We start from the raw sequence: 13056 nt of genomic DNA on the forward strand, positions 1-13056 counted from the left end.
CATGAACGCGCCCCGTTCGCGGGCCCCACGTCTCGCGTCCGCATAGTCACGGTCATCCGTCGGAGCGGCCGCCGGCGCCGACGGAGCTGGCCGGCGCCCCCGGCCCGGGGACGGCCCGCACCTCTCGCGGGCCGAGCGGCGCGCCGCAGGCGGAGCAGGTGAGGACCGCGGTCACGATCTGCCCACAGCCTTCGTGCCGGATGAGGACGGGCGGGCCTTCCGGCGCCGCGTGCTTGTCGCCCCACTGCCGCATGCTGTTCAGCACCGGCCACAGGTCTCGGCCCTTCTCGGTGAGTCGGTAGTCGTGCCGCGGCGGATGCTCGCTGTAGGGCACCTTCATCAGGATCCCGGATTCCACCAGCTTGTTCAGGCGCTGGTTGAGCACGTTGCGGGAGATCCCGAGCCGCTGCTGGAACGCGTCGAACCGGCTGACCCCGAAGAAGGCGTCCCGCACGATCAGCATCGACCACCACTCGCCGACGATCTCCAGGCACTGCGCGACCGAGCAGTGCATGTCGGCGAAGCTCTTGCGCTCCATGTCTCCATGCTAGCTAGTTGCATGAAAGAACTCACGCCCCTAGTGTCCGTTCCATGACAGGACTCGCTTCGGCCCCCGCTCGGCCGGCCACGACGCCGGGCTCGGCGGCGCCGCGCCAGGTGCTGCTGATCGTGTGCGCGGGCGTGGTCCTCGCCAGCCTCGACCTGTTCATCGTCAATCTCGCCCTGCCGCAGATCGCCCACGACCTGGGGGCGTCCGACCTGGGCCAGCTGTCCTGGGTACTCAACGGGTACGCCATCGTCTACGCGTCACTGCTGGTGTTCTTCGGCCGTCTCGCCGACCGCTACCGCCGCGATCACGGATTCCTGCTGGGCGTCGTCGTCTTCACGGCCGCCTCCGCCGCCTGCGCGGCGTCGACGAGCGTCGAGATGCTGATCGGTTTCCGGCTGGCGCAGGCAGCCGGAGCCGCGCTGCTGACCCCGACCTCGCTCGGCCTGGTGCTCGCCGCCTACGAACCGGCGCGCCGCCAGGGCGCGGTCCGCGCGTGGACCGCGGCCGGCGGGATGGCCGCGGGCATCGGCCCGGTCGTCGGTGGCCTGCTGGCAGCCGCCAGCTGGCGGTGGGTGTTCCTGGTCAACGTCCCCATCGGGATCGCCGCCCTGGTCGTCGGCTGGCGCCGGCTGCCCCGCGTCGACGGCCACCCCGCCGAGCGGCCCGACCCGTTCGGCGTCGCCCTCGTGACCGGCGGTGTCGCGCTGCTGACGTTCGGGCTGGTCAAGGGCAGCGACTGGGGCTGGGCCTCGCCCTCGATCGGCGGCTCGCTCGCGGCCGCCGGGCTGCTGCTCGCCGCGTTCGGCGCGCACTGCCGACACAGCCGGACCCCGCTGATCTCCCCGTCACTGTTCGCGTCCCGGTCCTTCACCGGCGCGTCCATCGTCGCCCTGTCCTTCTCCGCGTCGTTCGGCGCGATGCTGCTGTCGATCGTGCTGTGGGAGCAGAGCCGCTGGGGATGGTCAGCCCTGGAAGCAGGCCTCGCAATGGCTCCTGGGCCGCTGATGGTCCCGCTGGTCTCCTTTGGCATCGCCGGCCGCCTGATCGCCCGCTACGGGCCCGCGATGTTGATCACGGCCGGAAGCGTCATCTTCGGTGCTGGCGTTGCGTGGTGGGCCCTCGCGATCGGGACCGAGCCCAACTACGTCTCGGGCGTACTTGGCGGCATGATCCTCACCGGTCTCGGCGTCGGCCTCACGCTCCCGACGATGATGGCCACCGCCTCGGCCTCACTCCCCCCGCCCGAGTTCGCGACCGGGTCGGCGGTCATCAACATGATCCGCCAGACCGGCCTGGCCCTCGGGGTCGCCATCCTCGTCGCCGTCCTCGGCGGCGCCGCGCAGACCGGCGAGCTGCATGCCTTCCGCACCGCCTGGTGGGTCACCGCCGGAATCTCCCTCGCCGGGGTCGTGCCGGCTCTCGCCCTGCTCCGCCGCCCGGCCGCGCAACGTCGAGGGCGCCCTGACCCACGGCCGTTGGCGGTCGACCCGCCGAGCGCGCCCGCGCCGCCCCTTCCTTCGGCACCGTCGAACACCTGACAGATCGTCGAGACGCCAGCCGTCCGCCTCGAAGAAATGGCCGCGCCCGCCACGCGGACGGCGCGGTGGCCTCGCCGACACGCGGCGCCCAAATGCCCAGGTCATCCGGCCTTGTGTGCCAGAATGCCGCCGTGGCGCTCAGAGGCCACAACGGGGGGGAACATGTACAGCGCACGGCAGGCGTGTGTTTTCTGCGAGGAATACCCTGAGCCTGATCGTCGGCTCACCCTCTTTCTGCCCGGAGGGCGGCGAGGGGCTGTGTGTGGTCATCACGACCCGGCCGCGCCAGGATTTCGCGAGGATCTTTCCTACCAGCTTTTCCGCTCTCACGGCATGGCCATCGGCGACGACGCGAGCATGGAAGTCCTGGCGGTGACCGTCGATCGGGTCGTCGACGCGCTCCTCGGGGAGGGCCCGGCCTCCGCGGCCCGATCCAAGCCTGACCTCCTGGCCCAGCCGGCGGCCCCTGAAGACGCCGGCCACGGCGGTCAGCACGACGGTGCGCCGACGACGCCGCCGTCCAAGGCGCGCGCCCCATGGGCGTTCGTGAATGACCGACATCGGGCGGCCCGGACCGTCCGATGCGCGTCCAGCGGGCCAGCCGCGCGGGAAGCAAGGTTGACCTAAAGCCTGCCTGAGGTTTCAGGCTGTCGTCATGACATTGACGAACAATGGGCGGGACTACCCGGCGGATACCCGCCGATGACGCGCTCCACGGACGCGGCCGCCGGGGCGATGGAGGCGCCCAGCGCCCCGGCGACCGGGACGAGCGCGAACCCGGGCACGGCCGCGAGGCTCGACCGCCACACCCGCCTGATGATGGCGGTCCTCGTGCTCGGCGGGCTCATGGTCGTGCTCGACGTGACGATCACCAACGTCGCCATCCGGGACCTCTCCGTGTCACTGGGGGCGCCGCTGCCGGTGATCCAGTGGGTGTCGAGCGGATACACGCTGGCGCTGGCCGTCGTCGTGCCGACCACGGCCTGGCTCGCCGGCCGGCTGGGCACCAGGCGGGTCTACCTCGGCGCGCTGGGCCTGTTCCTGCTGGGCTCGGTGCTGGCCGGCCTGGCCTGGAACATCGAGTCGCTGATCGCGTTCCGGGTGGTCCAGGGCCTCGGCGGTGGCCTGATCAACCCGGTCGCCATGACGATCGTCCTGCGCGCGGCGCCGCCGGCCACCCGCGGCCGGGCGATGGGCCTGCTCGGGCTGCCGGTGCTGGTCGGGCCACTGGTCGGCCCGACGCTCGGCGGCTGGCTCGTCGGCTTCTCCTGGCGGTGGATCTTCCTGATCAACGTCCCGGTCGGGCTGCTCGCGCTGGCGATGGCCTGGCGGTTCCTGCGTCCGCTCCCGTCGGCGGACGAGGGCCGCGCCCGGCTGGACGTCCTCGGGCTCGCGCTGGTCGCGCCGGGTCTCGCCCTGGTCGTCTACGGGCTGGCGGAAAGCGGGCGCCTCGGCACGCTGGCCGCGCCGTCGGTCCTGGTCCCCGCGCTGCTCGGCCTCGGGCTCTGCGCCGCGTTCGTGCTGCGCGCCCTGCGGGTGCCCGATCCGCTCGTCCAGGTCCGGTTGCTGCGGCACCGGGCGCTCGCGTCCGGCACGGCCACGCTCGCGCTGTTCGCCTCCGCCTACTTCGGGTCGATGCTCCTGGTGCCGCTGTACTGGCAGCTGGTCCGCGGGCAGAGCCCGGCCCAGGCGGGGATGCTCGCGATCCCGCAGGCCCTGACCACGGGCATCGCGCTGCAGGTGGCCAGCCGGCTGGTGGACCGGGTCGCGCCCGCGAAGGTCGTCGGCGCCGGCGTGACGCTGGCGGCCGGCGGCATGCTCGCCACGGCGTTGCTGCTCAGCGCGGACCGGCCGTTCTGGCAGCTGGTCGTGACCATGGCGGTCGCGGGCGCGGGCGCCGGCGCGACCATCATGCCGACCATCACGACCGCGCTTCGCCACCTCCCCGACCGGCACACCCCGTCGGGCAGCACGCTGCTCAGCATCATCAACCAGGTCAGCGTCGCCCTGGGGACCGCGCTGACCTCCGTGCTCCTCGTCGCCCAGCTGGCCGGCACGACAGCCACCGGCGGCCGCGGCGAGCTGCCGGACCCCGCCGGCGGCGCCGCGTCCGGCGAGCTCGCGCGGGCGTTCCACGACACGATGCTGCTCCCCGTGGCGCTCATGGCCGCGGCCGCCGTCCTCGCCCTGCTCCTGCTCCCCCGCGGCCGCGGCAACACCCCGTGAGAGCCATGGGTCGGGGCGAGCCCAGGCGGGACGGCCTCGCGGGCTGATCAGGCGCCGGCCGGGGCAGCGGAGGTCAGCCGAGGGGCGCGACCTGGACGGTGCCGTCGGGATTGATGATCATTCCTGTGAGGCCGTCCTTGCTGGCCGGGGCATCCAGGTCGAGGGCGACCAGGGTCTTCTGGTAGTTCCAGGCCGCGACGTCGAGCGAGAGCTCGACCAGCTGGGCCGTGGAGAAGTGCGTGCGCAGCTCCGTCCGCAGGTCCTCGGTGATCTGGTGCGGCCCGGTCATGTGCGCGTCGGCGTAGCGCAGCGCCGCGCGGCGCGCCGGCGAGAACGCCGGGTCGGCGCCGTAGTGCTCCAGCCGGGCGAACAGCGCGTCGTCGACGACCACCCGTCCGTCGACGACGAGCCGCATCGACAGGCAGGTGCGGCAGTCGTGGTAGCTGCCCGCCCGCAGCCGGACCAGTTCCGTCGTCACCGGGTCCAGCGCGCCCAGCTCCAGCGCGGCGTCGTGCAGCAGGAAGTTGGCCGCGGCGAGCGACTTCGGCTCGGCCGGCGCCGCGGCGGGCGCGGCGTCCCCGAACTCGCCCGGATCGAACAGCCTGCCGTGGCCGATCACCAGGCGGGCGTTCTGGTCGAACACATACAGGGCGTCGACCAGCCCGCGGGTCCCCCGCCGGCCGAGCCGCTCCCGCAGCACCGCGACCAGCTCGGGCCGCCTGGTGGCGACGTGCCGCACGAACCCGTCGGTGAACGCGGCCACCGCCTCGTCGAGCGGATCGGCGCCCTCGCGCCCAGCCGGCCCCCCGTCGGTCTCGAGAGCGAGGCCGTGCCCGACGGCCATCCGTCGTTGGACGAGGTCGAGCAGCCGCGGCTCGACCGTGGCTAAGGCGCCCTCCCACCCGGCACGCAGCCAGGTCGCCGCGGCCGGCGCGACGGCGCGGATCGACTCGAGCTCCGATGCCGGCGCGAGAACCTGGGGAGCGGACATGCCAGTCACCTCACTGCGTGTTCGGGACAACGTCTTCGGATGTTCGGGGTCTTCGGGTGCTCGGGGTGTTCGGCGTCTTTGGGGTGTTCGGGCTCGCCCTCCGGGCCGGGCCGGTCGACGCGGCGCCGCCGGCCCGTGCCGGAGATCACCCGTTGACCATCTTCGGCGACCGGCCGCCCGCGCGCACCCGCTGTTCTCCCACTCGCCTCGGGCGCGCCCGGGCGGATTAGCCGTGAGCAGATCTGCCGCGGGCAGAGCGCGGGGCCACCGGGCCGGATGGCGCAGCAGAGTGGAGCCATGAGTGATGATCAGAAGCCCCCGCTGTTCAACGACCGGGTGCGGCAGGACCTTTACGCGCAGCGGGTCCTGGTACTCGACGGTCCCCTGGACGACGACAACGGCACGCTGCTGGCGACGCAGCTGATCGCGTTGGCGACCGCGGACGCCTCCGCCGACATCGCGCTGTGGATTCACTCGCCGGGCGGATCGGTCCCGTCGATGCTGGCCATCCGGGACGTCATGCGGCTCATTCCCTGCGACGTGTCCACGCTGGCGCTCGGCATCGCCTACAGCGCCGGCCAGTTCCTGCTGTCGGCGGGCACCCGCGGAAAGCGGCGCGCCATGCCGCACGCCCGTGTGCTCATGCACCAGGGCTCGGCCGGGATCGCCGGTACGGCGGTCGACATCGAACTTCAGGCGAACGACCTGCGCCATACCCGGGACACCGTGCTCCGGCTGATCGCCGAGGACACGGGCCAGCCCATCGAGCGGATCTTCGAGGACTCGCTGCACGACCGCTGGTTCACGGCCCAGGAGGCGCTCGACTACGGCTTCATCGACGGGATCGTGCAGACTTTCGACGACGTCGCGCCGCGCCGGCGCACGCCCATCGGGATCGGCCTCGCCGCCGAGGGAACCGCCCGATGAGCACCTACGCGATCCCGAACGTCATCGCGCAGCATCCGCGCGGCGACCGCATCATGGATGTCTACTCGCACCTGCTCACGGAGCGCATCATCTACCTCGGCACCGGCATCGACGCCGGCGTCGCGAACGCGCTCGTCGCGCAGCTGCTGTATCTGGAGGCAGACGCCCCCGACCGGGACATTCAGCTCTACATCAACTGCGCGGGCGGCGACCCGAGCGCGATGCTCGGCGTGTACGACACCATGCGCTATATCCGGCCCAACGTGGCGACGACCTGCGTGGGACAGGCCATCGCGGTCGGCGCCGTCCTGCTGGCGGCCGGCGCCGCCGGCAAGCGCGCCGCGCTCCCCCATGCCCGCGTCGTCCTGCACCAGCCGGCGGCGCAGGGCCGCGGCACGATCCCCGACCTCATCCTCCAGGCCGACGAGGTCGTCCGCGTCCGCGCGGACATCGAGCACATCCTGTCCCGGCACACCGGGCAGAGCACGGAGACCCTGCGCGCCGACACGGACCACGACCGGGTCTTCACCGCGGCCGCGGCGCGGGACTACGGGCTCATCGACCAGGTGATCGAGGAACGGTAGCCTCGCGGGCGCGGGCCCCGAGGCGACGGTCGTGGGTCAGAAGTCGACGCAGGCGAGCCGGCCGCCGGCCTGACCCGCGTGGCCGGGATCCGTGGCGGTGTGCTCCGCGTGGATCACGACGGACTTGGGAGGATTGTCCCCGAAGGTCCAGTCGACGGTGGAGTCGGAGCGGGCACTTCCGGCCGCGTCGGTGGTGAAGTCCAGCCAGATCTCGTTGCGCGGGTTGGCGTAGTCCGGGTTCACCGACGGCTGCTTGGGATCGGCCCGGTGCTGGTAGTGGGAGCCGGCCGCCGCCGGATCCTCGCCGCAGGCGTTGGCGTGCGCGTGCGCGCCGAACTTCTGGTTCGGGGGCAGGCCGCGGACCGCCAGCGCGGTCCGGGTCCTGCCGGCGTCCCGCACGGACACGACGGCCACGTCCGCGCCGGCGGGAACCCGCGCCGGGTCGTAGGTGATCGCCTGGGCACCCGGGTGGTACGGCGCGAACTCGGCGAGCACGATCGTCGGCGCGGGGGAGGTGGTCGTCCCTGGAGAAGCCGTCGAGGTCGTGGAAGCGGACGGAGTCTGCGCGCTGGCGGCCGGGGACTCACCCGAGGAGCCGCAGGCGGTGAGTATCGGCAACGCCAACACGGTGGTCACACCGGCTGTGACGAGTGAAGCCCTGGTACGGCGCATGACGCGACTGTCCAGGGTCACGATGCTGACGCAAAGCATTCAACCGGGCGCGCCTCGTAGCCAGGCGTGGGCCGCGACAAGGTGATCGCGCGAGGCCGCCCCGCCGGCCCGGGTGTCGGGAAGGGTGGTCGGCGGCGCGACGGGCACCACCTTGTGATGAGCGGTCCCACTCTCTTCAGGACTGGTCTGGCCACGGCGGGCGCCGCCGCCGCCGGCGCGGTCGCGGTCGACCCCGATTCCGCCTGGTACCGGTCCCTGAACAGGCCCGCGTGGCAGCCGCCCGCCGAGGCGTTCCCGCCCGTCTGGACGGCGCTCTACGCGTCGATCGCGTTCGCGGGCGCCCGGGCGCTGGACGCCAGCACGGGTGACGGGCAGCGACGGTGGTTGCGGCGCCTCTACGGGATCAACCTCGCCCTGAACGCCGGCTGGACCCCGCTGTTCTTCCGGGCCCGGCGCCCGCGCCTCGCGCTGGCCGAGATCATCGCCCTGGACGGCGCCAACGTCGCGCTCGCGGTCCAGGCCTGGCGAGCCGACCGGGTGGCCGGGGCGGCCCTGCTGCCCTATCTGGCCTGGACCGGTTTCGCCACCGGGCTGAACGCCGCGATCGCCGCCCGCAACCCCGGCCGCTGACCCGCGCGGCGGGGAAAGGCCAGCTCGTCACCGGTGACACCGCGACACAAGTGCCAAAAACGTTAAGATATTTATCGAGCAGGGTGTGTCGGTCGCCTTCACCGGCCGGGGACGCGCTTGGCAGGGACCTGGGGGCGACGCCGCGGGCCGGGGCCACGCCGTCGCCCACGTCCGCGTGGACAGATCGGTCGAGGAGGACGTCGCGCGCACGACCGGCTGATCCTCTCACGGGCCCACGGGCCCACGAACCTTCGAGTCCGCCCACCAGGAGAGAAGTTTGATGCGCGCTCTTCGATTAGTCACGGTGCTCGCCGCGTCCGCCGCGCTCGCGACCGGCCTGGCCGCCTGCGGCGACGACGACGCGGGGACGACGGCCCCCCAGCCGACGATCGCCGCGGAGGAGATCAAGGCGGGGCCGGCGACCGGCTGGAGCGACGGCGGGTTCACCCCGGACCCGTCCACCCTCGACTGCAAGACGACGGCGGCGAACCCGACCCGCGGCGTCACCGACACCGAGATCAAGATCGGCGGCCTCGCCTACCTGACGAGCACGAACGGCAGCACGATGGCCGGCGTCGACCTCGGCGCGAAGGCCCGGTTCGAGCGGGCCAACGCCGAGGGCGGCATCAACGGCCGCAGGATCAACTTCATCGGCGTCATGGACGACGGCAACGACGCCAGCCGCAACATCTCGCAGGCAAACGTGCTCGCCAAGCAGCAGCAGGTCTTCGCGGTCGTACCCGTGATCACCAGCTTCGCCAACTTCGTCGACACCTTCTGCGCCGATACCGTGCCGTTCTTCGGCTGGGGCATCAACAAGGGCTTCTGCGACAACACCATCGGCTTCGGGATCACCGGCTGCCTGCTGCCCGAGAAGCGGCCCGCCTCGGCCACGACCTACGGGATCATGCTCCAGTCGCTCAACAACGGCGACGCGACCGGGTTGAAGGTGGCGCTCCTCGGTTCCGACACCGACTCGTCGGTGATCGGGATCAAGGACATGAACGGTCAGATCAAGACCGTCGGCGCCGACGTCGTCTACGCGGAGAACCCGGTGCCCACCTCCGGCATCACCGACGCGACGCCGATCGTCAACAAGATCATGACATCCGCCGACGGTGGGCCGCCGGACGTCATCCTGTACGCCACCGACTTCACCTCCACGACCAAGATGATCGAGGCAATGCAGGCCGCCGGCTACGAGGGCAAGCACCTGACGACCGTTGGCTACGACCCCCGGCTCGCCGCGGTCGGCTTCCAGGCCCTGCAGAAGTCCTACTCGATGATCCAGTGGTCCCCGGCCGAGGACACCTCGCCCGCGGTCCAGCAGCTCGTCGCCGACGTGAAGAAGTACACCCCCGAGGCCACGCTGAGCCAGTCGACCATGGCCGGCTACTGGGCCGCCGACATGTTCGTCACGGCCGCCACCAAGGTCGGCCGCGACCTCACCGTCGACAGCCTGCTCAAGCTGCTGAACGACGACTACTCGAACTACGTCGAGGGGGCGCTCCCCGAGACGCGCTACCCGCTGAACCACTTCGTCAACGCACCCTGCGCGTCCATGGTCCAGTTGGACGGCAAGGCCTACAACGTCACGGCGAAGCTGTCCTGCGGCGCCCTGCTCAAGATCTGACGGCAGGTACCGAGCCCGGTCGGGGCCGCGCGACGCGGCCGGCTCCGGCCGGGCTCCCCCTCAAGGCCGGCTCGACCACGTCTCGAGCCGGGGAATCCTGGTGAGGTCAGTAGCCGAGCTGGTATTTGGCGAGCTGGTACTGGGCGCGGACGCGCCGGTGGGCAGCGCTGACGCGACGTTCAGGTCGCCGGGGTGCCGGAATGGCGGGCGCGGCGGCCTGTCCCGGCAGGGCCAGCCGCAGGACCCGCGCCCAGACGTTGGCGGTCTGCGTGGGGAGCGACCCCGTGGTGTAGGGAAGTCCGAACCGTTCGCAGAGCGCCCGGACCTGGGGGGCGATCTCGGCGTATCGGTTGCTGGGCAGGTCAGGGAAGAGATGGTGCTCGATCTGGTGGCTCAGGTTGCCGCTGAGGATGTGGAAGAGCGGGGAGCCCTCGATGTTGGCGGAACCCAGGAGCTGGCGCAGATACCATTCCCCGCGCGTCTCACGCTCGACCTGCTCGGGGGTGAAGGTCTCGACACCGTCGGGGAAGTGCCCACAGAAAATGATCGTGTGTGCCCAGAGGTTGCGGACGACGTTCGCCGCCAGATTGCCGAGCAGCACCGGGAGGAACGCCGGCCCGGCGAGCAGCGGGAACACCAGGTAGTCCTTGAGGGCCTGTCGTCCGCCCTTGCGGAGCATCGCGCCGAGGTGGGTGAAGGTCTCCTGCCAGGTCTTCTCACCGTTCACGGCGCGGTCGATCTCCGTGTCGAAGATCGCCACACCCCATTCGAAGGTGGCCGCGAGAACGAGGTTGTACAGGGGCTGCCCGAGATACGCCGGATTCCAGCGTTGGGCCGGTGTCATTCGCAGGATGCCGAAGCCGATGTCCCGGTCCTTGCCGAGCACGTTGGTGTAGGTGTGGTGCCGATAGTTGTGGGCCTGCCGCCACTGGTCGGACGGGGATACCGCGTCCCACTCCCAGGTGGTGGAGTGGATCGTGGGGTCGCCCATCCAGTCCCACTGCCCGTGCATGACGTTGTGCCCGATCTCCATGTTCTCCAGGATCTTGGCGAACGCCAGCATCGTGGTGCCCGCGAGCCAGGCGGGTGGGCGGCGGGAGGCGAACATCGTGGCCCGTCCACCGACCTCGAGGAGGCGCTGGACGCAAATTATCCGGCGGATGTAGCGGGCGTCGTCCTCCCCAAGGGAGGCCGTCACCTGGGCTCGGATCTGGTCGAGCTCGCGGCCAAGCTCATCGATATCCGCCGCGGTCATCTCGGGTCTGTCCGGCAACGCCGCTCCTGTTCGGGTGAATTACAGGTCGATGTCGACGTCGCCGGCCGCGGCCGACACGCAGGTCTGTACGAGCTCGCCCGCCTCACCGTGTTCGACGCCGGTACGCAGGTCACGGACTCGGCCCGCGCCGAGCCGGGCGACGCAGCCGCGGCAGATGCCCATCCGGCAGCCGCTCGGCATCAGCACCCCGGCACTCTCCCCGGCGTGCAGCAGCGGCGTCGCGCCGTCCGTGGCCACCCGCCGCCCGCTGCGCGTGAAATGGACACTGGCACCGCCACCGCCACCGCTACCACCGGGCCCGGGGACGGCGGGACTGGCGACGGCGGGGTGGAACCGTTCGACCCGGAGCCGGTCGGCGACGCCGGCCTCGCTCCACAACGTCTCGACTTCCGCGAGCAGACCGGACGGTCCGCATGCCCACGTCGACCGTCGTGACCAGTCCGGGCACACGGCGAGCAGCCCGGCCAACCGCTGGCTCCTGGCGCGGTCCGGATCCACGGTGCCGCGGGCCGGCCGGGTGTGGCACTCGTGCAGCCGCAGCCTCGGGAAACGCCCGGCCAGCGCACGCAGCTCCGCTCCGAAGATCACATCCTCGGGCGTCCTGGCGGAGTGCAGGAGCACGACGTCTGGCATCGCGTCCCGCAGCGCCAGATGACGCAGCATCGACATCACCGGTGTGATCCCGCTGCCGGCCGTCAGAAAGAGCACCCGTTCCGGGACTTCTTCGGGCAGGACGAACTCGCCGGCCGGCGAGTCCAGCCTGATGGCCGTGCCCGGTGCCGCCTCGAACACGAGCCGGCGAGACACCCGGCCGTCCCGGGCCGCCTTCACCGTGATCTGGAAGCAGCCGTCGGGGCGGCCGGGCGCGGACGACACCGAGTACGGGCGGTGCCGCCAGACTCCCGCCACGCGCACCGCGGTCCCGACGTACTGGCCGGGCCGGTGCTCCCGCCAGCCCCGGCCGGGCCGGATCGTCAGCGTCGCGACGTCGGGCGTCTCCCGTCGCACGGCCTCCACCCGGCCCCACAGCTGACGCCGGGACCAGAGGGGATTGACGAGTTCGAGGAAGTCGTCAGCCCGCAGGGGGGTCGTGAGCAGCGAAGCGGCACCGGACGCCAGCCACCTCGGGGTGGCTCGCGCCGTCACGCCACCCGCGCCACGCTCGACGGGATCAAAAAGGTCACAGCGATGTCCCCTTTGTCGCGCACGCGGGTATTTGGTACGGTGCCCCGTGGCGCGGTTCCCGGCTCGGTGGGGCGCGAAGAACGAAACAAGCACGAACGAAACAGGCACGAACGAAACACGCGCGAAAGAAACGGGCGCAAACAGAACAGACGCAATCGGAACGGGCACACGTGCTCAGCTCGTCGCTTGTTAACGCGTCAGCCTCTCAGTTTGTCACCCAACCGCCGGTGTCCGGTATTCAGGCCACGCGGTAGGCGTTCACGGGCATGCCCGGTCTGGTGCGTACGCGCGATATTGCAAAGAAAGTGCGCGGCCAAGCGGGCCGCGCACTTTCTGTGGGAAGCCGAAGTGTCGTCAGACGGGCTGAACGTTGTCGGCCTGCGGGCCCTTCTGGCCCTGCACGATCTCGAACTGCACGTTCTGCCCCTCATCGAGGGACTTGTACCCGTCCGACTGGATCGCGGAGAAGTGGACGAACACGTCCGGACCGCCGCCATCCACGGAGATGAAACCAAAGCCCTTCTCCGCGTTGAACCACTTGACGGTGCCCTGAGCCACGAGCGTTCTCCCTGCTACTTTCCCCGGCAAACGTCTCTCGTCTCCGGGTCTCGCGCCGGGGGCAGATGAGTCCCGCTCCCAGCCGTTCCGTTCGACGATGCATGACGCTCACACAGCGGAGAACAGGCAACGCCGCTACCCTACCCGCTGCCGGCGCCGACGGCCAACGGCACCAGGTCCTCGTCACGGCCGGTCCGAGGGCGCCGGGTGGGGAAACGACCAACGGTCACGGGCCTGGCCGGGAGTGTCTCCGGCCGGTCTGGCGAGGTCCCCGGCCGACGAGCCG

Annotated in this window: 12 protein-coding genes; 6 read left to right on the top strand and 6 right to left on the bottom strand. The window is 71.4% G+C overall.

Annotation, left to right across the window (positions count from 1 at the left end; all coding sequences use genetic code 11):
- Positions 1-52: 52 nt before the first annotated feature.
- On the bottom strand, positions 53-538 hold the full coding sequence (locus I6A81_RS15555) for a winged helix-turn-helix transcriptional regulator (RefSeq protein ID WP_203001564.1): 486 nt from the start codon (positions 536-538) through the stop codon (positions 53-55).
- 53 nt (positions 539-591) lie between these two features.
- On the opposite strand from I6A81_RS15555, the gene I6A81_RS15560 reads away from it, so the two are divergent.
- Positions 592-2088 (top strand): MFS transporter, encoded by a 1497-nt coding sequence (locus I6A81_RS15560; protein WP_203001562.1) that lies wholly within the window; start codon positions 592-594, stop codon positions 2086-2088.
- Between the two features lie 702 nt (positions 2089-2790).
- Complete coding sequence (locus I6A81_RS15565; protein WP_203001560.1) at positions 2791-4314, top strand: DHA2 family efflux MFS transporter permease subunit; 1524 nt, start codon at positions 2791-2793, stop codon at positions 4312-4314.
- Positions 4315-4387: 73 nt separating this feature from the next.
- Here the strand turns inward: I6A81_RS15565 and I6A81_RS15570 are convergent, their stop codons facing one another.
- Positions 4388-5305, bottom strand: coding sequence for a carboxymuconolactone decarboxylase family protein (locus I6A81_RS15570; RefSeq protein WP_203001558.1), 918 nt, complete (start codon positions 5303-5305; stop codon positions 4388-4390).
- 297 nt (positions 5306-5602) lie between these two features.
- On the opposite strand from I6A81_RS15570, the gene I6A81_RS15575 reads away from it, so the two are divergent.
- Together I6A81_RS15575 and I6A81_RS15580 are read left to right on the top strand one after the other, a co-directional pair.
- A complete protein-coding gene (locus tag I6A81_RS15575) occupies positions 5603-6232 on the top strand; it encodes a ClpP family protease (RefSeq protein ID WP_203001557.1) in 630 nt (209 codons plus the stop codon).
- Entirely contained in the window at positions 6229-6816 is a 588-nt protein-coding gene (locus I6A81_RS15580; protein WP_203001556.1) for a ClpP family protease, read from the top strand. Before I6A81_RS15575 ends, I6A81_RS15580 begins: the two co-directional genes overlap by 4 nt.
- A 36-nt stretch (positions 6817-6852) precedes the next feature.
- On the opposite strand, the gene I6A81_RS15585 is transcribed toward I6A81_RS15580, so the two are convergent.
- Positions 6853-7488, bottom strand: a complete 636-nt coding sequence (locus I6A81_RS15585; RefSeq protein WP_203001555.1) for a superoxide dismutase family protein — start codon at positions 7486-7488, stop codon at positions 6853-6855.
- A gap of 156 nt (positions 7489-7644) precedes the next feature.
- Here I6A81_RS15585 and I6A81_RS15590 point away from each other — a divergent pair, with 156 nt between their 5' ends.
- Both I6A81_RS15590 and I6A81_RS15595 read left to right on the top strand, forming a co-directional pair.
- Positions 7645-8118: a TspO/MBR family protein gene (locus tag I6A81_RS15590; RefSeq protein WP_203001554.1), complete on the top strand. Its 474-nt coding sequence runs from the start codon at positions 7645-7647 to the stop codon at positions 8116-8118.
- A gap of 280 nt (positions 8119-8398) precedes the next feature.
- Complete coding sequence (locus tag I6A81_RS15595) at positions 8399-9751, top strand: ABC transporter substrate-binding protein (protein ID WP_203001553.1); 1353 nt, start codon at positions 8399-8401, stop codon at positions 9749-9751.
- Between the two features lie 106 nt (positions 9752-9857).
- Here I6A81_RS15595 and I6A81_RS15600 read toward each other — a convergent pair whose 3' ends face one another.
- From I6A81_RS15600 to I6A81_RS15610, 3 genes are all read right to left on the bottom strand, one after another.
- Entirely contained in the window at positions 9858-11006 is a 1149-nt protein-coding gene (locus I6A81_RS15600; RefSeq protein WP_203001552.1) for a fatty acid desaturase family protein, read from the bottom strand.
- Positions 11007-11045: 39 nt separating this feature from the next.
- Entirely contained in the window at positions 11046-12173 is a 1128-nt protein-coding gene (locus tag I6A81_RS15605) for a ferredoxin reductase (protein WP_307874685.1), read from the bottom strand.
- 393 nt (positions 12174-12566) lie between these two features.
- A complete protein-coding gene (locus I6A81_RS15610; protein ID WP_203001551.1) occupies positions 12567-12770 on the bottom strand; it encodes a cold-shock protein in 204 nt (67 codons plus the stop codon).
- Between the last annotated feature and the right edge of the window lie 286 nt (positions 12771-13056).

The sequence above is a fragment of the Frankia nepalensis genome (assembly GCF_016786325.1).
Classification (GTDB): domain Bacteria; phylum Actinomycetota; class Actinomycetes; order Frankiales; family Frankiaceae; genus Pseudofrankia; species Pseudofrankia nepalensis.